Below are 22,190 nucleotides of genomic sequence, written 5' to 3' on the forward strand. Positions count from 1 at the left end.
CCGTTCACCGCACTGTACTGCGAGGCCTGCCATGACCGCCCTCTTCGCCCTGGCCACGGCCGTACTGTGGGGCCTCGCGGACTTCGGCGGCGGGCTGCTGACCCGCCGGATTCCCGCGCTGACCGTGGTCGTCGTCTCGCAGGTCGTCGCCGTACTCGTGCTCGGCGCGGTCGTCCTCGGCACCGGCGCCTGGCGCGAGGCCGGGCCGCAGCTGTGGTTCGCGGTCGGCGCCGGGCTGGTCGGGCCGGTGGCCATGCTCAGCTTCTACAAGGCGCTGGCGCTCGGGCCGATGGGCGTGGTCTCACCGCTCGGCTCCCTCGGGGTCGTGGTGCCGGTCACCGCAGGCCTGGTGCTGGGCGAGCGGCCCGGCCCGGGGCAGTTCGCCGGGATCGCGGTGGCCGTGGTCGGCATCGTCCTCGCGGGCGGACCGGAACTGCGCGGCGCGCCCGTCCAGCGGCAGGCCGTCGTCCTCACCCTGGTCGCCGCCTTCGGCTTCGGCGCCGTGATGGCCCTGATCGCCGAGGCCTCCGCCACCGTGACCGGGCTGTTCCTGGCACTGTTCGTGCAGCGCGTCACCAACGTCGCCGTGGGCGGCGCCGCCCTGTGGGTCCGGACCCGGCGCGGCACCCCCGCGCTCCCGGCGGGCACGAGCCCGCGCGTCCTGTGGGCGATGCTGCCCGCACTGGCCTTCGTCGGCCTCGCGGACGTCGCGGCGAACGGCACCTACTCCGTCGCCGCGCAGAGCGGCCCGGTCACCATCGCCGCCGTACTGTCCTCGCTCTACCCGGTGATCACCGCGCTCGCGGCCTTCGCCGTACTGAAGGAGCGCCTGCGCCCGGTCCAGGCGGCGGGCGCGGGCCTGGCCCTGGCGGGCACCGCCCTGCTGGCCGCGGGCTAGGCCGGTTCGGCCTGCGCGAGATCCGACTCCGCCAGCTGCGCCAGGCCGCGCAGTTGCTCGGGGGTCATCCCGTCGGGGATGGGCACCGGCGCCGGTGTGCGCAGCGGCGGCTGCCAGCCGGTCTCCGGCTCCCAGCGGCGGACGACGCGCGCCGGAGCACCGGCCACCACGGCGTGGTCCGGCACCTCGCCCCGTACGACGGCACCCGCGGCCACCACGACGTTGCGGCCCAGCCGCGCTCCCGGCAGGACGACCGCGCCCGTACCCAGCCAGCAGCCCGGGCCGATCTCGACTGGCGCGCTGCGCGGCCACTGCTTGCCGACGGGCTGGTGCGGATCGTCGTAGCTGTGGTTCGTGGAGGTGATGTACACCCCGGGGCCGCAGAAGGTGTCGTTGCCGATGGTGATCGGGGCGTCGGCGATGACGTGGCTGTCCCGGCCGATGACCACCCCGTCACCGAGGACGAGCATCGGCTCCGAGCCGAGGTCGAGGTCCGGCATCATCCCGGCGGTGAGGGTGACCTGCTCGCCGATGATGCAGTGGTCACCGAGCCGGATCCAGGGCTCGCCGAAGATGGTGCCCTGCGGGAAGGCGAGCCGGGTGGCGGGCCCGATCGCGGCGAACCGCAGCCGCCCCGGGGTCTGCGCGGTGACCGCGCCGGCCTGCTGCATCCAGCGCCAGCCGGTGTGGACCGCGCGGTTCGCCAGCCGGCGGCGCAGGGCCGTCAGAGAGGAGAACGTGTTCTGGTTCTTCGGCACCCGGCCACGGTAGTCCGCCGGGTGCCGGTCGTCCGGACCACGATCCTGTGATCTTCACCCCATCGCGGGGCGGGCCGGGTGCGTGCCCTACCGTGCCGGTAGCGCGGCATCCGGAAACAGAGGAAATGATCATGACGCAGCATGCGACGCAGGGCCAGGCACTCATCGCGGGCGTGGGCGGCAAGCAGCCGTCGGTCGACCCGACCGCCTTCGCCGCACCCACCTCCGTCGTCGTCGGCGAGGTCACCCTGGCCGCCGGCGCGAGCATCTGGTATTCGGCGGTGCTGCGCGCCGACTGCGGCCCGATCACCCTCGGCGCGGACAGCAACGTGCAGGACAACTGCACGGTCCACGTGGACCCCGGATTCCCGGTGTCGATCGGCGAGCGCGTCTCCATCGGCCACAACGCCGTCGTGCACGGCTGCACCGTCGAGGACGACTGCCTGATCGGCATGGGCGCGACCGTCCTGAACGGCGCGGTCATCGGCGCCGGCTCGCTGGTCGCCGCGCAGGCCCTGGTCCCGCAGGGCATGGTCGTCCCGCCCGGCTCGCTGGTCGCGGGCGTCCCGGCCAAGGTGCGGCGCGAGCTGACCGAGGAGGAGCGCGAGCACATCAGGATCAACGCCCGGATGTACGTGGACCTGGCCGAGCAGCACCGCGCCTCGGTCACCCCGGAGGTCTAGCGGGCACTCAGCGCGGCCCGGAGGGCGGACAGGACGGCCTCGTACTCCGGGAAGCGCCGGCCGGGCTCCGCGTCGCGGGACTCCGCTGTCACTCGCCGACGGTCACCGGGGCCGACGACTGCGCGGGGACCCCGGCCCCCGCCGCTGCCTCGGCCGATGCGGCCGCGCCCGCGGCCGCCTTCTTCATCCGGCTGCGCACCACCAGCGTCACCGCGATGGCGAACAGCACGGCGAGGCCCAGCGCCAGCCAGGAGAACCGCTTCAGCCACGGCTCGGCGACGATTCCGACCGAGTAGATGACGGCCGTGGTGCCGCCGGCCCAGAGGATCCCGCCGAAGACGTTGGCGATCAGGAACTTCCAGTACGGCATGTGCAGCACACCCGCCAGCGGCCCTGCGAAGATCCGCAGCAGCGCCACGAACCGCCCGAAGAAGACGGCCCACATGCCCCACTTCTCGAAGGAGCGTTCCGCCATCGCCACCTGGTCCGGCCCGAAGTGCTTGGGGAAGCGCCGTCCCAGCTTCTCCAGCAGCGGCTTGCCGCCCCTGCGTCCGATCGCGTAGCCGATCGAGTCGCCCACGATCGCCCCCGTGATCGCGCAGATGCCCAGCACCACGGGGTCGATCTCCCCGTGCTGGGACGCGAGCAGGGCCGAGCTGACCAGGACGATCTCGCCGGGCAGCGGAATGCCGAGGCTCTCCAGTCCGATGACCAGACCCACGAGGAGATAGATGCTGACCGCCGGAATCGTCTCCAGCCATTCCTGGATGTGCACCGGTACGTCCTCCCGAATCGTCGCCGGCGCGCCCCCTGTGACACGCCGAACGGGCAGCCTATCGGCTCCCCACCACCGCCTTTGACCTCAGTGGCAGTTCCCGCGAGGAACGGCCCGCGAACACCTCGCGGCGGCCGGCGCCCAGCACCCAGGCGCGCCGTGCCGGGTCCCACGAGGACAGCGTCCGGGCATCGATGTCGACCACGACCCGCTGTGCCTCCCCGGGCGCGAGGGTCAGCCGCCGGTAGCCGGCCAGCGCGCGCACCGGCTGGTCGAGCTCGAGCTCCGCGGACGGACCCACGTACACCTGGGCCACCTCGGTGCCCTTGCGGCGGCCGGTGTTGCGGACGGTGAACTCCACGCGCAGGCCGTCGGGTTCCCCGGCGGCGCCCGGCCGGACCGTCAGCTTCTCGTACTGCCAGGTCGTGTACGAGAGCCCGTGCCCGAAGGGGAACAGCGGGGCCACCCGCTGGGCGTCGTACCAGCGGTGGCCGACGTGGATGCCCTCGCTGTACTCCTGCCGGCCGCCCACCCCCGGGTAGCGCTTCGGGTCCCCGCCCATCGGCGTCGTCTGCTCGTCGACCGGGAAGGTCTGGGTGAGCCGGCCGCCGGGGTCCACGTCCCCGAAGAGGATGTCGGCGGTGGCGCCCGCGCCCTCCTGGCCCGGGTAGTACATCTGCAGCACCGCCCCGGTCCGGGCGAGCCACGGCATGGTCGTGCTCGAGGAGGTGTTGAGCACGACCGTGGTGCGGGGGTTGGCGGCGGCGACCGCCTCGATCAGCGCGGCCTGCCCGCCGGGCAGTGCCAGTGTGGGCCGGTCCCTGCCCTCGGCGGCGTCCTCGTAGGCGAACAGGATCACGCTGCGGGCCGCCTTCGCGGTCTTCACCGCCTCTGCGAGGTCCGCGGCCCGGGTGGCCCCCGTGGTGTGCCGCAGCCGGAAGCGCTGGCCCTTGTCCCCGCCCCGGGCGGTCACGGCGAGCCGGTGGACACCCGCCTTCAGGGCGAGCGTGCGGCGCCGGACGGTCATCCCGTCGGGTGCGGAGCCGAGCAGTCCGCCCGCGAGGGACTCGGCCTCGCCCGGCCGTACGGGGAACAGCTCCTCCCCGTCCAGCCGCACGCCCGGCCGCTGCCCGGTGTAGTGGACGAGCAGGGTCCACTCGTCGTCCGCCGCGAGCCGGAACTCGCCCTCGTACCTCCACTCGCGCCGGGCGTCGACCGCCCGGTCGTCCAGAGCGGCGGGCGGCGTCAGCAGGGTCGCGGGCAGGGCCCGGCCGTACAGGTCCTCGCCGAGGGCGTAGCGCACGGTCGAGCCGTTCCCGGCGCGCTGCCGGATGGCGGTGAGCGGGGCTGCCGCCCCGTCGGGGATCACGTGGGCCCGCCCGCCGCCGCTGACGAAGGGGACCTGGCCGGTCGGTCCGATCACCGCGATCGAGCGTGCGGCGGCGCCGGTCAGCGGCAGGGTGGCGTGCTCGTTGCGCAGCAGCACCGCCCCGGCCGCGGCCACCTTGCGGGCGACCCGCGCCCCGGCGGCCGCCTCGCGCGCGGGCCGGGCGGCGGGCCGGGCCGCGAGCAGACCGAAGCGGTCCATGGTGCTCAGGATCCGGCGTACGGCGAGGTCGACGGCGCCCTCGGGGACGGAGCCGGCGTGCACCGCCTCGCGCAGCGGGCCGCCGAAGTGGGTGCCGCCCGGCATCTCCATGTCGAGTCCGGCGCCGATGGCGGCGACGGTGCTGTGGGTGGCGTCCCAGTCGGACATCACCCAGCCGTCGAAACCCCAGACGCCGCGCAGCACGTCGTCGAGCAGGGGTCTGCTCTCGCAGGCGTGGACGCCGTTGACCTTGTTGCCGGCGCCCATCACCGCGCCCGCGCCCGCGGCCACGGCCGCCTCGAAGCCCCGTAGCTCGGTCTCGTGCAGGGTCTGCTCGGCGGCGACGACGTCGACGGTGTCGCGGCCGTGCTCCTGGTTGCCCAGGGCGAAGTGCTTGACGGTGGCGATGAGCCCCTCGTCCTGGATCCCGCGGATCATCTCGGCGACCAGGTCGGCGGTGAGGCGCGGTTCCTCGGCGAAGGTCTCGAAGTTCCGGCCCGCGTACGGGGTGCGGATGAGGTTGGCCGTGGGCGACAGGAGGACGTCCTGGCCGAGCGCGCGGCCCTCGCGGCCCATGACGCGGCCGTACTCGCGGGCCAGCGCCGGGTCGAAGGCGGAGGCGAGCAGGACCGGCGCGGGCAGGGCGGTGGCGGGTCTGGCGACGCGTACGCCGGCGGGCCCGTCGGCGAGGCGGAGGGCGGGGATGCCCAGACGCGGGACGCCGGGGAGGTATCCGGCCTGGCCGAGGGAGGCCGGGTCCGGGCCGCCGTGGAGCAGGGCGGTCTTCTCCGCGAGGGTGAGCCGCTCGAGGAGGGCGTCGATCCGGGCGGCGCTCGCGGGCTCGGCGGCGGGCGCGGGGGCCGGGGAGGCTGCCGTACGGAGCTCCGCGCCGGGCGGCACGGTGGCCACGCACCCGCCCGCGCCCAGGCCCGCCGCGGCGAGCAGCCGCATCGCGGAACGTCTGGACACGGCCTCGCTCATGCGCGCTCCCTGCGACCTCAGCCGGAGGGGGCGGCCCGCGCCGGACCGCCCCCCACCCACTGTGCGCCGCGCCGCCCCCAAGAGCGGGCGGGACGCGCCACCGCGCCGCCGGGTTTCAGCCCTGCGGCGGCTGCGGCACGGTGTCGGCGTCCCGCTCGGGCTCGTCCCGCAGCTGGACGCGCGCCTCGGTGCGGTGGCCGCGCGCGATGTAGTCGCGTACGACGGCCTCCACCGCGTCCTGCGGCGATCCGACCCCGGCGAGCACCATCACCTCCACCACGAGCTCGGCATCGAGGCTGATGTTGACCTTCGCCACGGGTTCCCCCTCCATCGTCGTGCGAGGGACTCTAGTACCGCGGCTCGCTCACGCGTTGGGGCGCAGCGTCCAGACGACGGTCATCTCGCCGGTGACGGCCTCGTCCTCGCGCTGGATGGCGATGGTGACCGGGAACTCGGGGCGGCCGCCCGCGTCGAGTTCGGCCACGACCTCCGCCGCGGGGCGGCCGAGGGTGGCGGTGGCGGTCACGACGCCCTTGGCGAGCTTCTTGTAGCCGATCTCGGCCTTGACGGCGAGGGGTACGGCGCGCGAGAGCTGGTCGCCGAAGGCGGCCAGGACGATCGCACCGCTCGCGGACTCGGCGAGGGTGAACATGGCACCGGCGTGCGGGCCGCCGACGTGGTTGTGGAAGTCGGGCTGGTCCGGGAGGCGGACGACCGCGCGCTCGGGGGTGGTCTCCAGGAACTGGAGGTTCAGGGTCCGGGCCATCGGCACCGTCGCGGCGAGCAGTTCGCCCACGTTCATCTGGTCTGCGCTCATGAAACGCGATGTTACCCGTGAGTAGATGGCCTTGGCCAGAGCCGGACCGGGGGCGGCCGTGGCTCGCGGCGCCCGCTCCCACTATCGTTACCGGCCATGTGGCCAGGACAGCAGCAGCCGCCCGGGGGCGAGCAGAACCCCCAGGACGCGCAACAGAACCCGTACCAGCAGCAGTCGGGACAGCCGAACCCGTACCAGCAGCAGCAGCCCGGTTACGGATACCCGCAGCAGCCCGGGTACCAGCAGCCCCCGACGGTTCCCGGCCAGCAGTGGGGCCAGCCCCAGCTGCCCCAGCAACCCCCGCGGCAGCCGGGCGGCGGGAGCCCCTTCCAGACCAAGACCGTGGCGATCGTCGCCGCGTCCGCGGTGGTCGTGGCGGCCGCCGCGACCGGCGCGTTCGTCCTGACCCGGGACGACAAGAAGACCAACGAGGCGGACGACAAGCCGGCCGCCTCCGCCTCGGTGTCCGCCGCGCCCGCCCCGGCCGGCAGCAGCCCGAACCCGCGGGCCGAAGGCGACGTGAAGCCGGTGATCGCGGGGTGGAAGGTGGTCATCAACCCCAAGCACGGCACCGCCTTCGACGTCCCGCCGGAGTGGAACGTGCTGAGCTCCGGCATGGCCATCGGCTTCGAGGACGAGGTGAAGAACGACGGCTCCGCCGTCGTCATGATGTCGGCTCCCGCCTACCTCAAGGAGGACTGGTGCAAGGTCGACTCCGACAAGAACGGCAGCGAGGAGACGACCTCGCTGGCCGGCACCGGCACCAAGGGCGGCCAGGGCGCGAAGGACACCGCCGAGGCCGTCCGCAACGAGGCCGGTAACTGGGCGTTCGCCGGGTACGCCCAGAAGGCGCCGAAGGGCACCACCCAGGTCTCCGAGCCCAAGGAGTACACCACTTCCTCCGGCCTCAAGGGCCACATGGCGACCGCGAGCGTGACCGGCCAGCCGAAGGCGAACAAGTGCTCCTCCGACGGCAAGTCCATCGCGTTCAGCTTCAAGAACGCCAAGGGTGACTTCGCCAGCTGGATCCTCTACAGCGCCGCCGGAGTCCCGGACGAGGTCAGCAAGGAGACGATGGAGAAGATCCTCAGCACGGTCCGCCTGTCCGGCGGCTGACCTTCCTTCACCCCTCCCCCGGGCCGACAATCCGTTTGGATTCGCGGCCCGGGGCGGGGATAGTCCGGGGGTGAGTTCTCCCCCCGCCGCCCCGCCCCGCACCACCACGCGCCGCCGCATGCCCCCCTGGGCCGGCCGCAACTACACCCTGCTGACGGGTGCGGCGGTCGTGACGAACCTCGGCAGCCACGGAGCGCTCATCGCGGCCTCCTTCGCGGTGATGGACGCCGGCGGTTCCGCCTCCGACGTCGGCCTGGTCGCGGCCGCCCGCACGCTGCCGCTCGTCCTGTTCCTGCTCGTCGGCGGCGCACTCGCCGACCGGCTGCCGCGCCACCGCGTGATGGTCGCGGCCAATGCCCTGAACTGCCTCTCCCAGGCCGTGTTCGCGCTGCTCGTCCTCGCCGGTGACCCCCAGCTGTGGCAGATGATGCTGCTGACCGCGCTGTGCGGCACCGGTACGGCCTTCTTCAACCCGGCGGCCGAGGGCATGCTCCTGTCCACCGTCTCCGGACAGCACGCCAACCGCGCCTTCGCGCTCTTCCGCATGGCGATGAGCGGCGCGGCCCTCGGCGGCGCGGCCCTCGGAGGGGCGATGATCGCCGCGATCGGACCGGGCTGGGTCCTGGCCGTGGACGCGGCCGCCTTCGCGATCGCGGGCGCCCTGCGGGCCTTCCTCGACGTCAGCCACGTCCCCGACCGGGGTCCCGGCGGCGGCCTGCTGGCCGACCTGCGGGAAGGCTGGGTGGAGGTCAGGACCAGGCCCTGGCTGTGGGGCATCGTGCTCCAGTTCTCCGTGGTGGTCGCCGTCGTCGGCGCCGCGGAGGCGGTCTACGGTCCGCTGGTCGCCCGGGACCGGCTGGGCGGGCCCGCGCCGTGGGGTGTGGCCCTGGCCTTCTTCGGCGCGGGCACCATCGCGGGCGCCGTCCTGATGATGGTCTGGAAGCCGCGCAGGCTGCTGCTGGTCGGCACCGTGTGCGTGTTCCCGCTGGCCCTGCCGTCGGCGGGGCTGGCGGTCCCGCTGCCCGTGTGGGGTCTGTGCGCTGTGATGCTGGTCAGCGGCCTGGCCATCGAGGTCTTCGGCGTGAACTGGATGACGACGATGCACCAGGAGATCCCGGAGGAGAAGTTCTCCCGGGTCTCCGCCTACGACTGGTTCGGCTCGGTGTCGATGCTCCCGCTGGCCACCGCCCTCGCGGGTCCGGCCGAATCGGCCTTCGGCCGCACCGACGCCCTGTGGGGCTGCGCGGCCCTGGTGGTCCTGGCCACGGCCCTGGTCCTGCTGATCCCGGACGTCCGCCGCATGACCCGGCGCGCGCCGAAGGCATAGAGGCCGGCCCCGGCCACTGGGGCTGGGCCCCAGGACGCGGCGCCGCGCCCGCCCGCTCACCCCAGGCTGAACGCGCCCTCCGGCGGCTGCGGCGACGGCACGGCGTCCGCGTCGGCCACCGGCCGTGCCCCGCGCATGAACCGGGCCAGCGGATCCCCGTACTGCACGCGCGCCGCAAACGCGTCCGCGGCGCACCGCCGGGCCAGCGCCGCCACCGGCAACGCGGCGTCCGACGCCAAGAGCACGGCGTTGCCGAACCGCCGCCCCCTCAGCACCGCCGGTTCCGCGATCAGCGCGAGCTCCGCGAACGCGGCGCCGAAATTGGCCAGCTGCGCCCGCAGGAAGTCGAACGGCGCCCCGTCGGCCAGGTTCGCCGCGTACACCCCGCCGGGCCTCAGCACCCGCGCCGCCTCCCGCGCGTACTCCTGCGACGTCAGCTGAGCCGGCACCCTCGAACCGCCGAACACGTCGGCCACGACCACGTCCGCGCTCCCGGCGGGCGCCGCCGCCAGCCAGGCCCGGGCGTCGGCGGCGTGCACCGTGACGCCCGACCCCGCCGCCAGCGGCAGGTGCTCGGCGACCAGCCCCACCAGCCCCGCGTCGAACTCCACCACCGTCTGGCGGGACCCCGCCCGCGTCGCCGCGGCATAGCGCGGCAGGGTCAGGGCGCCGCCGCCCAGGTGCAGGAGGCCGAGCGGCATCCCCGGCTCCGCCACGCAGTCCAGGACGTGCCCGAGGCGGCGTACGTACTCGAACTCCAGGTGCTCCGGATCGTCCAGGTCCACGTACGACTGCGGCGCCCCGTCGACGGTGAGCAACCAGGCCCGCTCCCTATCCACGTCCGGCATCAGCTTGGCGGTGCCCTGGTCCACGTCCCGGATCACCGGAATCTGCTCGTCGCTCACCACACCATTGTCAGGCCGGCCAGACGGCGGCCGCGTCGGCGGCGTGCTCCGCGGCCTGCGCCAGCCCGGCCCGCGCGGCCGGGTCCCGCCGGGCCGGATCCAGGACGTTGCGCCCGAAGGCCTTGCGGGCGGCGGCCGACGGGGTGATCAGAAGCACCCGGGCGCCCGCGGCCCGCAGCCTGGCCGCCTGCGCGGCGGGCGAGGGGACGAGCTTCGATCCGAGGCCGATGGGCGCGAGGATCACCACCCGCGCGTATCCGGCGGCGAGGTCCGCGTTGGTCGCCGAGCGGGTCCCGCCGTCGATGTACCGCCGCCCGCCGATCGTCACCGGCGGCCACACGCCCGGCACCGCGCAGCTCGCCGAGACCGCGTCGACCAGCCCGGTCCCGCTGTCCCGGTCGAAGTCGGCCGGATCACCGCTGACGGCGTCGACGGCGGTGACGACGAACCGGCGCCCGGGCCACTCGTGCGAGACCAGCCGGGCCGCCAGCACCTTGCGCCGCTCCGCCTCCTCGCCCGTGTCCGCCGCCAGCGCGAGGGCGCCGACGTGTCTGCGGTAGGCAGCGGAGTCCCGGGAGCGGACCATCGCCATGGCGTAGCGGGCGATGAGTCCCGCCCCCAGCCTCGCCGCTCTCTCGGCCGTGGCGTCGCCGAGCTGACGCTCGTACAGCTCCAGCGGGGTGAGGAGCCCGGAGGTGAGCTGGGCGCCGACCACCGACCCCGCCGAGGTGCCGACGACGAGGTCGGCGGTGGTGAGGTCCACGCCCGCCCGGGCGAGCCCGTACAGGATGCCGCTCTCCCAGCCGACGCCGGTCAGTCCGCCGCCGCCCAGCACCAGTGCCGTGTCGCCGCCCATGTCTCCGCCCCTCCGCACATGCCTGTGGTGACGGCAGTCTCGCGCAAGCGCACTGCCGTCACCACAGCGGGGTCAGGGCCGGGCGGAACGGTGGATCAACCGAGCACGGCCGTCACCGTTCCCGCGCCGACGGTCCGCCCGCCCTCGCGGATCGCGAAGCCGAGCCCCGACTCCAGCGGGACGTCCCGGCCGAGCTCGACGGTCATGGCGACCGTCTCCCCCGGCCTGGCCACGCCCGCCGCGCCCAGGTCCACGTCCCCCACCACGTCGGCGGTGCGGACGTAGAACTGCGGCCGGTATCCGGTCGCGACCGGGGTGGTACGGCCGCCCTCGCGCGCCGAGAGCACGTAGACCTGCGCGGTGAAGCGCCGCCTGGGCGTGACGCTGCCGGGTGCGGCCACCACGTCGCCGCGGCGCACCTGGTGGCGGTGCACCCCGCGCAGCAGCAGCGCGACGTTGTCGCCGGCCTCGGCGGACTCCATCGGCTTGCCGAAGGTCTCCAGCCCCGTGACCACGACGGGGTCGCAGGCGCCGTCCCCGCCCAGCAGGGTCACGCGGTCGCCGAGCCGGACGGTGCCGCGCTCGACGGCGCCGGTCACGACCGTCCCGCGGCCGGTGATGGTGAGCACGTTCTCCACCGGCAGCAGGAACGGCGCGTCCGTGTACCGCTGGGGCGTGGGCACGTACGTGTCCACCGCGTCCAGCAGCGCCCGGATCGCCTCGGTCCACCGCGGGTCGCCCTCCAGCGCCCGGAGCCCGGAGACCCGTACGACCGGCGCACTGTCGCCGCCGTAGCCGTGCGAGCTGAGCAGTTCGCGGACCTCCAGCTCGACCAGGTCGGTCAGCTCGGGGTCCCCGGCGTCGGCCTTGTTGAGCGCGACGACGATGTGGTCGACGCCGACCTGCCGGGCGAGGAGCACGTGCTCGGCGGTCTGGGGCATGACCCCGTCGAGCGCGGAGACCACCAGGATCGCCCCGTCGAGCTGCGCGGCGCCGGTGACCATGTTCTTGATGTAGTCGGCGTGGCCCGGCATGTCCACGTGGGCGTAGTGGCGGGTGTCGGTCTCGTACTCGACGTGCGTGAGGTTGATGGTGATCCCGCGCCGGGCCTCCTCCGGGGCCCGGTCGATGCGGTCGAAGGGCACGAAGGAGGCACCCCCGCGCTCGGCGAGGACCTTGGTGATGGCGGCGGTGAGGGTGGTCTTGCCGTGGTCGACGTGACCCATGGTGCCGATGTTGAGGTGCGGCTTGGTCCGCACGAAGGCCGTCTTGGCCATGGTGTCTTCCCGTATCTTCGAAGCCGGAACGGGACCCCTGAGTTCAGCCGACCCTCCCCCTGTGGGGTCCGCCGGACGATCCGGGAAGGGTCAGCTTCGTGCGCCGTCGAATGCGGCGAAGGGGAATGCCTCTGCGAGCACGGCAGCCTTCGGCGCGTCCGCGACTGCGGACGGTGCGACGGGGAAGGCGTACCGGGACATGCCCCTGATCCTGCCGGACGGCCCCCGGCCCGTCGAATGAATTACCGCCCCGAAACGTGGGCGTGAACACCCCTGCGCTCAGAGGTGCTTGAGCGCCTCGCGCACGGACAGCGGCGCCAGGGAGCCCCGTTCGGCCTCGACGAAGGCCCGCACCGCTTCCGGGTCCGTGTCGCCGATCCACTCGTCCATCACCGCCGCAAGCGCCGGGTCGGCGGCGACCAGCGGGCCGACCGTGTGCGCGGCCAGCAGGTCGGCCGTGTCCCACCACGGGACGGTGGTGATCAGGTGCCGGACCACCGGCAGCAGGCCGGAGGAGCACCGGGAGACGTGCCGGCGCAGGTAGTCCACCGCGAAGTAGTGGTACTCGCGCTCCGGGAGCCGCCAGCAGCGCAGCGCGAGCGCCGCGCAGTCGGCCTCCGACGGCCGGGGCGTGTCCTTGGTCACTGCCTTCGACAGCTCGCGGCGCAGCGGGGCGGGGATGCCGAGGAAGGGCGCGGCGTCCTTCATGCACGCGGTCATGGCCCGGGCCCGCACGGGGTCGGCGGACCCCGCGTAGGCCCCGGTCAGCCGCTCCAGGAGGGTGTCCGCGAGGGCGCTGCGCGGGACGCTCGGAGGTCGCCGGTCGTTCGACGGCATGAGGCCCAGATTACGGCGGACCGCCGCGTACGTCGGCTAGTCTCCCGGGATGTCCCTCCTCCTCCTCGCGCCGTGGACCCGGCTGTCGCTGCTCGTCGTGCTGCTGGTGGCGGCCGGCGCGTGCGTGCTGCTGTACGAGCCCCAGCGCGTGCTGTCGGAGGGCTGGCCCCCGGGGCTCCCGGTGGGCACGGCGGTGATGCTGTTCGCCGCCGGGTACGGCGTGTGCGCGGCGGCCTTCGTGCCCCGCCCCCTGCTCAACCTGGCCGCGGGCGCCGTCTTCGGCACCCAGTTCGGCCTCCTCGCGGCGATCGGCGGCACCGTGCTCGGCGCCGGGATCGCCTTCGGCCTGGGCCGCGTCATGGGCCAGGAGGCGCTGCGCCCCTATCTGCGCGGCCGCTGGCTCCAGGCGGCCGACGGCCAGCTCAGCCGGCACGGGTTCCGCTCGATGCTCGCCGTCCGGCTCTTCCCCGGAGTGCCGTTCGTGGTCGCCAACTACTGCGCGGCGGTGTCCCGCTGCGGCTGGCTCCCGTTCCTGGCCGCCACGGCGCTGGGCGTCGTCCCGAACACCACGGCGTACGTGATCGCGGGAGCCAGTGCCTCCTCCCCCGGATCGCCCGCGTTCCTCGTCTCGTTCGGCTTCATCGTGGTCTCCGTCGCGGCCGCCGGGGCGGTGGCCTGGCGCAAGCGGCACCGTCTGGCACCGGCCCGGATCCCCGCGGCGCCGTGTGAACCGGCGCCCCAGCACCCCCCTGTGGTCACGGGCGTCTCGCACGGGCCCTAGCATCGGACCCGAACTGCCCGACGATCACAAGGACGAGCGCACCCCGACATGAGCTGGTTCGAATCCCTAATCCTCGGTCTCGTCCAGGGGCTTACGGAGTTCCTCCCGATCTCCTCCAGCGCGCACCTGCGGCTGACCGCGGCGTTCGCCGGCTGGCACGATCCGGGAGCGGCCTTCACCGCCATCACGCAGATCGGCACCGAAGCCGCCGTACTGATCTACTTCCGCAAGGACATCGCGCGGATCATCTCCACCTGGTTCCGCTCGCTGTACACCGCGTCGCTGCGCTCCGAGCAGGACGCCAAGATGGGCTGGCTGGTCATCATCGGCTCCATTCCGATCGGTGTCCTCGGCGTCACCTTCAAGGACCAGATCGAGGGTCCGTTCCGCGACCTGCGCCTGATCGCCACCACGCTCATCGTGATGGGCATCGTGCTGGGCATCGCCGACCGGCTGGCGGCCCGCGACGAGGAGGGCGGCAAGCACCGCGCCGTCCGCGAGCGCAAGACCCTCAGCGAACTGAGCGTCAAGGACGGCCTGATCTTCGGCCTCTGCCAGGCGATGGCCCTGATCCCGGGCGTCTCCCGCTCCGGCGCGACGATCTCCGGCGGCCTGCTGCTGGGCTTCACCCGCGAGGCGGCGGCCCGTTACTCCTTCCTCCTCGCCATCCCGGCCGTGCTGGCCTCGGGCGCGTTCGAGCTGTGGGAGGTGGCCGAGGACCCGGGCCACATCTCCTGGGGCCCGACGATCTTCGCGACGGTCATCGCCTTCTTCGTCGGCTACGCGGTCATCGCATGGTTCATGAAGTTCATTTCCACCAAGAGCTTCATGCCCTTCGTGATCTACCGGATCCTGCTGGGCATCGCCCTGTTCGTGCTGGTCGGCACCGACGTGCTGAGCCCGCACGCCGGCGAGTCAGGCCAGTAGGGGGACTGCGCTCACCGCTTCGCATGAACCGGAGGCCGTTCGGGAACGTTCCCGGGCGGCCTCCGCGTCGTTGTGCCAGGAGAGACCTGAAGGCGAGAAGCAGGGGGTGTCCCATGCGTCGGGTGGTTCTGGAGCGTTTTCCGGCCGGAAGTCCGCGGGGAAGCTGGCCCGCCGAGGAGTACGCGGCCCAGCGGATGCGCGAGGGCGTGCCGGCCGAGGTGGTGATGGATCTGGACAGCGACGCGTTCCTCGTCGTGGTCCGGCAGCGGGAGGCGTATTCCGGTCATTGAAGGGCACGCGAGAAGATCCCGTGGGCGCGCGCCCCTTGGCCTCGTGCCGCCGCAGCCCCACACTTGCCCGATGACGCAGCGTGTGGACCTCGCCACGGTCATGGACCGGCTGGCGATCGACGAGGTGGTCACGGGGTACGCGGTGGCCGTCGACGACGGCGACTGGGCGGCCTACCGCGCCCTGTTCACGTCGGCCGGGCGGGCCGACTACGGCTCGGCGGGCGGGATCGAGGGCCCCGCCGGGCAGGTCGCGGACTGGCTCGCGGAGACCATGCGGCTCTTCCCGGTGCGGCAGCACCTGATCGTCAACCGGCTGATACGGCTGGAGAACGTGGACGGTTCCCCGGGCGACCGGGCCGAGGTCCGGGCGGACTACCTCAATCCGATGCGGCTGGCGGGGGACGGGTTCGACGGCACGGTCACGGCGCCCAACTTCGTCGCCGCGGGGCGCTACGCCTTCGCACTGGCCCGTACGTTCGACGGCTGGCGGCTCACCCGCGTCACCGTGCACGAGAAGTGGCGGCACGTCTCCGCCTGACCCGGCCGGCCCGGTGGTCCGGCACTGCCACACTGGAAGCGGAGGCGCGCCATGGTCTCGATCCGGGCTGGGTGGATCCCAGGGGGCCCGCGCTGGCGTGCGCCCGCCGCCGTCGCCGCCGGGGCACTGCCCGCCCTCGCCTTCCCCGCGCCGGCGCTCTGGTGGTTCGCGTACGCGGCCCTCGTGCCCTGGATGCTGCTGCTGAGGTCGGCCCCCTCCGGGCGGCGGGCCGCGCTCGAGGGCTGGCTCGGCGGCGCGGCCTTCATCGTGGCCGTCCACCACTGGCTGCTGCCGAGCCTGCACGTCTTCCTGGTGCCGCTGGCCGCGCTGCTGGGGCTGCTCTGGATCCCCTGGGCGCTGCTGGTGCGGGAGTTGCTGGGCGGGATCCCGTCGGCGGGCCGGACGGCAGCCGCACTGGTCCTCGTACCGGCGGGGTGGCTGCTGTCGGAGCTGGTCCGGTCATGGCAGGGGCTGGGCGGGCCGTGGGGGCTGCTCGGGGCCAGCCAGTGGCAGGTGCCGCCGTCGCTGCGGCTGGCCTCGGTGGGCGGCGTGTGGCTGGTGAGTCTCCTGGTGGTGGCGGTGAACAGCGCGCTGGTGCTGCTGATCGCGGTGCCCAGGGCCCGGATCCCGGCGATGGCCGGGGTGACCGGGTGTGCGGTGCTGACGGGGATGGTGTGGCTGTGGGTGCCGGGCCCCGGGCTCTCGGGCGCACTGCGGGTGGCCGTCGTACAGCCGGGCCGGGTGCCGGACGGCCCGGACAGCGCGGAGCGGCGGTTCGCCGTCGGTGAACGGCTCACCCGGGACCTGTCCGGGCAGCCGCTGGACCTGGTCGTGTGGGGCGAGAGCAGCGTCGGCGGGGACCTCACGGCCCGCCCGGACCTGGCCGAGCGGCTGGCTTCGCTGTCCGCGCAGATCGGGGCACCGCTCCTGGTCAACGTGGACGCACGCGGGGCCGACGGCCCCGGGATCCGCAAGAGCGCGGTGCTCATGGGCCCGCAGGGCATCACCGGCGACCGGTACGACAAGATGCGGCTGGTCCCGTTCGGTGAGTACGTACCGGCCCGGGCCCTGCTCGGCTGGGCCACCTCGGTCGGCAAGGCGGCAGCCGAGGACCGCGTGCCGGGCGACACCCCGGTGGTGATGGACCTGCCCGGGCCCCCGGACGGCCGGCCCGGGGTCCGCCTCGGCCCGCTGGTGTGCTTCGAGTCCGCCTTCCCCGACATGAGCCGGCACCTGACCCGCGAGGGGGCAGCCGTGCTCGTGGCCCAGTCGGCGACCTCCAGCTTCCAGGACAGCTGGGCCCCGGCCCAGCACGCCTCGCTGGCCGCGCTGCGGGCGGCCGAGACCGGCCGCCCGATGGTGCACGCCACGCTCACCGGCGTGAGCGCGGTGCACGGCCCCTCCGGGGAGCGGATCGGCCCCGCCCTGCCCACCTCCGCGAGCACGGCCCGGGTGTACGAGGTCCCGCTCGCCAGCGGCACGACCTTCTACGTCCGCCACGGGGACTGGGCGGTGGCCGCGGCCCTCGCCGCGCTGGCGGCGTACTGCGCCGTGGAGGGCCTGCGCTCGCTCAGGAGGCCTGCCCCAGAGCCGAGCTCACCACCCGCTCGCACAGCTCGTGGGTGAGCAGCGCGTCACGGGCGCTGAGCGTCTTGCCGGTCTCCACGGCTTCCAGGAAGGCGTCCACCACCTGCTCGATGCCGCGCTGGCGGGCGACCGGCACCCAGTCCCCGCGGCGCCGCACGGTCGGCTGGCCCTTGTGGTCGATGACCTCCGCGAGGTTGACGACCTGCCGCTTGGTGTCCTGCCCGGACACCTCGAGGATCTCCTCGGTGGAACCGGAGAGACGGTTCATGATGCCGAGCGCGGTGAAGCCGTCCCCGGACATCTGGAGCACCACCTGGTGCATGAGTCCCCCGCGCACCACGGCCCGGACGTCGATGTGGTCGGCCTCGCCCGGCAGCAGGAAGCGCAGGGTGTCGACGACGTGGATGAAGTCGTCCAGCACCAGCGTGCGGGGGTCCTCGGGCAGCCCGACGCGGTTCTTCTGCATGACGATCAGCTCGCGCGGGTGGTCGGCGCACTGCGCGTAGGCGGGCGCGTGGCGGCGGTTGAAGCCGACGGCGAGCGAGACCCCGCGCTCCTCGGCCAGTTCCACCAGCCGCGCCGAGTCCGCGAGCTCGTAGGCGAGCGGCTTGTCCACGTACGTCGGCACGCCGGCCTCCAGCAGCCGCGTGACGATCTCGTGGTGGGAGACGGTCGGGGCGTGCACGAACGCCGCGTCGAGCCCTTCGGCGAGCAGCGAGTCGAGATCGGTGTGCAGGCGCCCGGCCGGGACGTGGTGGATCGCGCCGACCCGCTCCAGCGTGGCCGGGGTGCGCGTCTGCAGGTGCAGCTCGGCTTCCGGGCGGGTGGTGAGGACGGGCAGGTACGCCTTCTGCGCGATGTCGCCGAGCCCGATGCAGCCGACCTTCACCGGAAGCCTCCTGATTGGTTCTTGTGGGACGCTCGCAGCTTAATCCCTGGTGGTGGGGGGGTTGTTCACTGAGGATGTCCGTCATGACGACCACGACTTCCGGATCACATCGCGACGAGCCCTCCACCACGGCCGATGAGCGCGGCATGCTCGACGGCTGGCTCGACTACCACCGTGCCACGCTCGCCTGGAAGTGCGAGGGGCTCGCGGACGAGCAGCTGCGCCGCACGCCGCTCGCGCCCTCCGAGCTGAGCCTGATGGGCCTCGTACGGCACATGGCCGAGGTGGAGCGGTACTGGTTCCGGGAGATCATGCTCGGCGAGGACCTGCCGGAGCTGTACTCCACGAACGAAGACGTGGACGGCGACTTCCACTTCGGCGACGGGGCCACCTGGGCCGATGCCGAGCAGGTGTGGCAGACCGAGGTCGAGCTGGCGCGCCAGGCCGCCGCGGGCCGTTCGCTGGACCTGTTGTCGGAGGCCGAGAGCCACCACCGGGGCGAGGTGTTCAGCCTGCGGTGGGTCTACACCCACATGATCGAGGAGTACGCCCGCCACAACGGGCACGCGGACCTGCTGCGCGAGCAGATCGACGGCGCCACCGGCGACTGAGCGGTCTTCCGGGGACCGCTTAGCCGTCACCCGTGCGGGGTGAATATGGGCTCAGGGTTTTCACAACGCGGTCCTGACGGAGCAGAGTTGCGCGGGTGCATCCAACCCGAACCACGACGAAGCTGCTGCTCGGAGTCGCCTGTGCCGTCTCGGCCGTCTCCGGCTGTGTGAACGTGAGCCCCGGCCCGGGCGCCGGGCAGCCGGCGGGGGCGCCCTCCGCAGGGCTGCCGCCGCACCACGAGCCGCGCGGCGGGCCGGGAGCCGCGCCCGTGGTCGTCCAGGCGCCCGCCCTGGAGGCGCTGAGGGCTGTCCCGGAGCAGGCGGCGCGGCCCGCGGGCTCCGCCCCCGCCCACCGGGCCGCCGAGCCTGCAGCTCAGGACGCCACCGGCAGCCCCGCACAGGCGCCGCCGCCGGTCCCGGACATCCCGGAGCCGCGCAAGCCCGCCGAAGCCGCCTCCGGCCGTGAGGGCGGCGGCCGCCCGCACCCGCCGCGGGCCGATGCCACGGCGGAGCGGGGGTTGGTGAAGGAGTTGCCGGTCCGGCCCGCCGACGTGTGCGCGCTGGGCCGCCGGCACGGACAGTGGCACCCGGACAGCCCGGAGGCCCGCATCTGTGCGGGCGTCCAGGGGGACTGAGCTCACGGGGACTGCTCCGGGAACGGCCGGGGCCCGGGGCCCGGCTCCGCGGCGAGGCGCCGCTCCAGCCGGGCGATGGCGGCCCGTACGCCGTTCCCGTATCCGTCGTCGGACAGCGCGCCGGTGGCGGCGCGGGCCCGCGCCAGGTGGACCCGGGCCGCTTCCGGCCGCTGGAGCTTCACGTAGTCGGCGGCCAGGCTGAGGTGCAGGGACGGGTAGAACACCCGCATCGCCGGATGCTGCTGCGCCGATGCGGGCGGCCCGTCCCGGAGCGCCTCGGCGGCGGTCAGGGCCCTCAGGTCCCAGGCCAGCTCGTCGGCGGGGTCGTCCTGGGCGTCGGCCATGTAGTGGGCGAGCGTGCACCGGTGGAGGCCGTCGCCCTCCTCGCCGATCTCGGACCAGATCGCACCGAGCCGGTTGCGGGCCTCCTCGCGGTCTCCGGCGTGCAGCAGGATGACCGCCTGGCCGATCCTGGTCATGACGGCGTCCTCCGACGCCTCCTGCTGCTGCTCCGTCACCGCGGCCTCCGGCTCGTCCTGCCAGACCTGCTCCGGTCTGATCATCAAGACGCTAGCCGGAGGCACCGGCAATGGCGCCGAGGCGCGGTGTGCCGTCAGCCCAGGTCCGGGATCCGCCAGTCGATCGGCTCATGGCCCTGCGCGGCGATGGCCTCGTCGATCTGCGTGAAGGGCCGGGAGCCGAAGAACTTCTTGGCCGACAGCGGCGAGGGGTGGGCGCCCTTGACGATCACGTGCCGCTCCTCGTCGATGAGCGGGATCTTCTTCTGGGCGTAGGCGCCCCAGAGCACGAAGACGGCCGGGTCGGGGCGCTCGGACACCGCGCGGATCACCGCGTCGGTGAACTTCTCCCAGCCCTTGCCCTTGTGCGAGTTGGGCTCGGCCTCGCGGACGGTGAGCACCGCGTTGAGCAGCAGGACGCCCTGGCGCGCCCACGGCATCAGGTACCCGTTGTCCGGGACCGGCAGGCCGAGCTCCTCCTTCATCTCCTTGTAGATGTTGCGGAGGGAGGGCGGGGTCTTGACCCCGGGCCGCACGGAGAAGCACAGTCCGTGTCCCTGGCCGGCGCCGTGGTAGGGGTCCTGGCCGAGGACCAGTACCTTCACCTGGTCGAAGGGCGTGGCCTCCAGGGCCGCGAAGACCTGCTCGCGGGGCGGGTAGACCGGCCCGTTCGCCCGTTCCTTCTCGATGAACTCGGTGAGTTCCCTGAAGTAGGGCTGGTCCAGCTCCCCGCCGAGGACGGGGAGCCAGGACTCGGGCAGCATCTGGGTCACGGCGACAACCTCCGGTACAAGTTCGTGCAACTGCTCCAGAACCTACCGGGGGCCACTGACAACGCCTCAGCCGCCCGCCTCGCCGCGGGCGGCCGCCCGCCGCTACCAGCTGGTCTTGCGGTAGAACTCCCACATCTGCATGACGGTCTGCGGGTCCAGCGCCCGCTCGGCGCCCGCGACGTCCTCCCGCGCGGCGACGTACAGCTTGCCCTGCCACAGGGGCAGCAGCCGGACGTCCTCGGCGAAGATCTGCTGGGCCCGCTCGAACTGCTGGGAACCGGCCGACCGGTCGCCCTCGCGGCGGGTCTTGGGCAGCAGGTCGGTCAGGATCTCGGCCGGCTCGTACGGGGTGCCGACCGCGTTCTCCTTGCCGATGAACGGCGCGATGAAGTTGTCCGGGTCCGGGAAGTCGGGGAACCAGCCTCGGCCGAAGACCGGGTACTCCTGGCCCTTGTAGCCCTCCTGGAAGGTCTTCCAGGGCTGGCTGCGCAGGGTGACCTTGAAGAGCAGGCTCTCGTCCAGCTGGCGCTTGAGCTCGGTGAACTCCTCCGCGGTGGAGGAGCCGTACCGGTCCGTGGTGTACCAGAAGGTCAGCTCGACCGGCTGGGTGATCCCGGCGTCCTTGAGGATCTTCTGGGCCTTCTTGACGTCCGCGTGCCCGTACTTGTCGTAGAAGGGCGTCTTGTGGCCGACGACGCCCTTGGGAACCATCGAGTACAGCGGCTCGGCGGTGCCCTGGTAGACCTTGGAGACGAGCGCGCCTCGGTCGACGATCTGGGCGATGGCCTGGCGGACCGGGAGCTTGGCGACCGTCGGGTCCTTGGGGTTGAAGACCAGGTAGCGGATCTCGGCGCCGACGTTCTCGACGACCTGGACGCCCTGCCCGTGCGCGTCGGGGCTCTGCAGGTCCCTGATCTCCGGGGCCGACAGGCCTCGGTAGATCGCGTCGATCTCCTTGGACTTGAGGGAGGCGACCATCTTCGCGGAATCCGTGAAGTAGCGGATCGTCACGCCGTCGTTACGGCGGTTGGCGAAGCCCGTGTAGCTCCCGTTGCGGCCGAGGACGGCCTCGGCGCCCTCCTTGTACGAGTCGAGCACGTACGGGCCGGATCCGGTGACCTTGCCGTCCTCGCGCACCTTGTCGGCCGGGTAGTCCTTGGGCGACACCAGCGAGGCGGCGGGCGAGCCGAGGACGAAGGGGAAGGTGGCGTCGGGGGTCTTCAGGTGGAAGACGACGGTCAGCGCGTCCGGGGTCTCGATCTTGTCGAGGGAGCCGAAGAGGTCCTTGGGGCCGACCTTGGAGCCGATGGTCCGGATCCGGTCCAGGGAGTGCTTGACGGCCTTGGCGTCGAGCGGCTCGCCGTCGGAGAACTTCAGGCCCTTGCGCAGGGTGCACCGGTACGACTCGTTCTGCGCGTCCGTGAACTCGCAGTTCTGGGCGGCGTCCGGCTGCGGCTTGGTGGAGCCCGTGGGGAAGGCCAGCAGGGTCTGGTAGACGTTCCGGTACATCTCCCAGGAGCCGTCCCATGCCGCTGCGGGGTCGAGGGTGCTGGGCGCGCTCGTCGTGCCGACGACGATCGGCTTCGTGTCGGCGGCACTGTCGTCCGAAAGCAGGCCGCAACCGGCGAGCAGGGATATGGACGCAAGGGCCGCAGTGATCTGCAGGCATCTGGTCCGGTTGAACACGTGCACGCTCCTCGATCAGCCAGGGGTGCGGCAGACCCTACCGCAGTGCCCCACGAATCCAATGGGCAGGTTTCGTGGGGCACTTGACCGGTTCCGTGCACATTAGGTATGCATTTGCCTCCCTTTTGGAGGCCGAT

At 73.2% G+C, this 22,190-nt stretch carries 24 protein-coding genes; 11 read left to right on the plus strand and 13 right to left on the minus strand.

The genetic code is table 11. The annotated features are described in order from the left end of the window. Positions 1 to 31: 31 nt before the first annotated feature. Positions 32 to 898: an EamA family transporter gene (locus ACIPUC_RS11495; RefSeq protein ID WP_446588789.1), complete on the plus strand. Its 867-nt coding sequence runs from the start codon at positions 32 to 34 to the stop codon at positions 896 to 898. Here the strand turns inward: ACIPUC_RS11495 and ACIPUC_RS11500 are convergent. Then, positions 895 to 1,656: an acyltransferase gene (locus ACIPUC_RS11500; RefSeq protein WP_446588791.1), complete on the minus strand. Its 762-nt coding sequence runs from the start codon at positions 1,654 to 1,656 to the stop codon at positions 895 to 897. The two genes, ACIPUC_RS11495 and ACIPUC_RS11500, sit on opposite strands and share 4 nt — an antisense overlap. Before the next feature lie 131 nt (positions 1,657 to 1,787). On the opposite strand from ACIPUC_RS11500, the gene ACIPUC_RS11505 reads away from it, so the two are divergent. Beyond that, positions 1,788 to 2,339, plus strand: coding sequence for a gamma carbonic anhydrase family protein (locus ACIPUC_RS11505; RefSeq protein ID WP_446588793.1), 552 nt, complete (start codon positions 1,788 to 1,790; stop codon positions 2,337 to 2,339). An 88-nt stretch (positions 2,340 to 2,427) separates the two neighbouring features. Here the strand turns inward: ACIPUC_RS11505 and ACIPUC_RS11510 are convergent, their stop codons facing one another. The 4 genes from ACIPUC_RS11510 to ACIPUC_RS11525 all read right to left on the minus strand — a co-directional run bounded on the left by ACIPUC_RS11510 (position 2,428) and on the right by ACIPUC_RS11525 (position 6,500). After that, complete coding sequence (locus tag ACIPUC_RS11510; protein ID WP_446588795.1) at positions 2,428 to 3,114, minus strand: DedA family protein; 687 nt, start codon at positions 3,112 to 3,114, stop codon at positions 2,428 to 2,430. A 58-nt stretch (positions 3,115 to 3,172) separates the two neighbouring features. Next, a complete protein-coding gene (locus ACIPUC_RS11515; protein WP_446588797.1) occupies positions 3,173 to 5,683 on the minus strand; it encodes a beta-glucosidase in 2,511 nt (836 codons plus the stop codon). Positions 5,684 to 5,798: 115 nt separating this feature from the next. Then, positions 5,799 to 5,999 (minus strand): type II toxin-antitoxin system VapB family antitoxin, encoded by a 201-nt coding sequence (locus ACIPUC_RS11520; RefSeq protein ID WP_446588936.1) that lies wholly within the window; start codon positions 5,997 to 5,999, stop codon positions 5,799 to 5,801. A gap of 48 nt (positions 6,000 to 6,047) precedes the next feature. Beyond that, positions 6,048 to 6,500, minus strand: a complete 453-nt coding sequence (locus ACIPUC_RS11525) for a DUF4442 domain-containing protein (protein WP_078904414.1) — start codon at positions 6,498 to 6,500, stop codon at positions 6,048 to 6,050. A 96-nt stretch (positions 6,501 to 6,596) separates the two neighbouring features. Here ACIPUC_RS11525 and ACIPUC_RS11530 point away from each other — a divergent pair, with 96 nt between their 5' ends. Both ACIPUC_RS11530 and ACIPUC_RS11535 read left to right on the plus strand, forming a co-directional pair. After that, positions 6,597 to 7,616, plus strand: coding sequence for a hypothetical protein (locus tag ACIPUC_RS11530; RefSeq protein ID WP_446588799.1), 1,020 nt, complete (start codon positions 6,597 to 6,599; stop codon positions 7,614 to 7,616). A 118-nt stretch (positions 7,617 to 7,734) separates the two neighbouring features. Beyond that, a complete protein-coding gene (locus ACIPUC_RS11535; RefSeq protein WP_446588938.1) occupies positions 7,735 to 8,943 on the plus strand; it encodes an MFS transporter in 1,209 nt (402 codons plus the stop codon). Positions 8,944 to 8,999: 56 nt separating this feature from the next. Here the strand turns inward: ACIPUC_RS11535 and ACIPUC_RS11540 are convergent, their stop codons facing one another. The 4 genes from ACIPUC_RS11540 to ACIPUC_RS11555 form a co-directional block, all read right to left on the minus strand. Continuing rightward, a complete protein-coding gene (locus tag ACIPUC_RS11540; RefSeq protein ID WP_446588940.1) occupies positions 9,000 to 9,791 on the minus strand; it encodes a spermidine synthase in 792 nt (263 codons plus the stop codon). Between the two features lie 67 nt (positions 9,792 to 9,858). Further along, on the minus strand, positions 9,859 to 10,704 hold the full coding sequence (locus ACIPUC_RS11545; RefSeq protein WP_446588801.1) for a patatin-like phospholipase family protein: 846 nt from the start codon (positions 10,702 to 10,704) through the stop codon (positions 9,859 to 9,861). 95 nt (positions 10,705 to 10,799) lie between these two features. Beyond that, complete coding sequence (gene tuf, locus ACIPUC_RS11550; protein WP_446588803.1) at positions 10,800 to 11,981, minus strand: elongation factor Tu; 1,182 nt, start codon at positions 11,979 to 11,981, stop codon at positions 10,800 to 10,802. 279 nt (positions 11,982 to 12,260) lie between these two features. Then, complete coding sequence (locus ACIPUC_RS11555) at positions 12,261 to 12,818, minus strand: DNA alkylation repair protein (protein WP_446588805.1); 558 nt, start codon at positions 12,816 to 12,818, stop codon at positions 12,261 to 12,263. Positions 12,819 to 12,867: 49 nt separating this feature from the next. Between ACIPUC_RS11555 and ACIPUC_RS11560 the strand changes: the two genes are divergently transcribed. The 5 genes from ACIPUC_RS11560 to lnt all read left to right on the plus strand — a co-directional run bounded on the left by ACIPUC_RS11560 (position 12,868) and on the right by lnt (position 16,980). Further along, the gene (locus tag ACIPUC_RS11560) at positions 12,868 to 13,599 is read left to right on the plus strand and encodes a TVP38/TMEM64 family protein (protein ID WP_446588807.1); all 732 of its coding nucleotides are present in this window, start codon (positions 12,868 to 12,870) and stop codon (positions 13,597 to 13,599) included. 48 nt (positions 13,600 to 13,647) lie between these two features. Further along, positions 13,648 to 14,526: an undecaprenyl-diphosphate phosphatase gene (locus ACIPUC_RS11565; RefSeq protein ID WP_446588809.1), complete on the plus strand. Its 879-nt coding sequence runs from the start codon at positions 13,648 to 13,650 to the stop codon at positions 14,524 to 14,526. A 113-nt stretch (positions 14,527 to 14,639) separates the two neighbouring features. Then, positions 14,640 to 14,816: a hypothetical protein gene (locus ACIPUC_RS11570; protein ID WP_446588811.1), complete on the plus strand. Its 177-nt coding sequence runs from the start codon at positions 14,640 to 14,642 to the stop codon at positions 14,814 to 14,816. 70 nt (positions 14,817 to 14,886) lie between these two features. Next, complete coding sequence (locus ACIPUC_RS11575) at positions 14,887 to 15,354, plus strand: nuclear transport factor 2 family protein (protein ID WP_446588813.1); 468 nt, start codon at positions 14,887 to 14,889, stop codon at positions 15,352 to 15,354. A gap of 51 nt (positions 15,355 to 15,405) precedes the next feature. Further along, positions 15,406 to 16,980 (plus strand): apolipoprotein N-acyltransferase, encoded by a 1,575-nt coding sequence (gene lnt / locus ACIPUC_RS11580; protein ID WP_446588815.1) that lies wholly within the window; start codon positions 15,406 to 15,408, stop codon positions 16,978 to 16,980. Here lnt and ACIPUC_RS11585 read toward each other — a convergent pair. Continuing rightward, entirely contained in the window at positions 16,925 to 17,830 is a 906-nt protein-coding gene (locus ACIPUC_RS11585) for a Gfo/Idh/MocA family protein (RefSeq protein ID WP_446588817.1), read from the minus strand. The two genes, lnt and ACIPUC_RS11585, sit on opposite strands and share 56 nt — an antisense overlap. Positions 17,831 to 17,913: 83 nt before the next feature. Here ACIPUC_RS11585 and ACIPUC_RS11590 point away from each other — a divergent pair, with 83 nt between their 5' ends. Both ACIPUC_RS11590 and ACIPUC_RS11595 read left to right on the plus strand, forming a co-directional pair. After that, a complete protein-coding gene (locus tag ACIPUC_RS11590; RefSeq protein ID WP_446588819.1) occupies positions 17,914 to 18,441 on the plus strand; it encodes a DinB family protein in 528 nt (175 codons plus the stop codon). Positions 18,442 to 18,536: 95 nt separating this feature from the next. Beyond that, positions 18,537 to 19,076, plus strand: coding sequence for a hypothetical protein (locus ACIPUC_RS11595; protein ID WP_446588821.1), 540 nt, complete (start codon positions 18,537 to 18,539; stop codon positions 19,074 to 19,076). Between the two features lie 2 nt (positions 19,077 to 19,078). Here ACIPUC_RS11595 and ACIPUC_RS11600 read toward each other — a convergent pair whose 3' ends face one another. From ACIPUC_RS11600 to ACIPUC_RS11610, 3 genes are all read right to left on the minus strand, one after another. Then, entirely contained in the window at positions 19,079 to 19,639 is a 561-nt protein-coding gene (locus tag ACIPUC_RS11600) for a hypothetical protein (protein ID WP_446588823.1), read from the minus strand. 50 nt (positions 19,640 to 19,689) lie between these two features. Further along, positions 19,690 to 20,358, minus strand: coding sequence for a uracil-DNA glycosylase (locus ACIPUC_RS11605; RefSeq protein ID WP_446588942.1), 669 nt, complete (start codon positions 20,356 to 20,358; stop codon positions 19,690 to 19,692). A 111-nt stretch (positions 20,359 to 20,469) separates the two neighbouring features. Continuing rightward, complete coding sequence (locus ACIPUC_RS11610; RefSeq protein WP_446588825.1) at positions 20,470 to 22,053, minus strand: ABC transporter substrate-binding protein; 1,584 nt, start codon at positions 22,051 to 22,053, stop codon at positions 20,470 to 20,472. Positions 22,054 to 22,190 lie beyond the last annotated feature (137 nt).

The organism is Streptomyces sp. LARHCF249 (assembly GCF_052871255.1).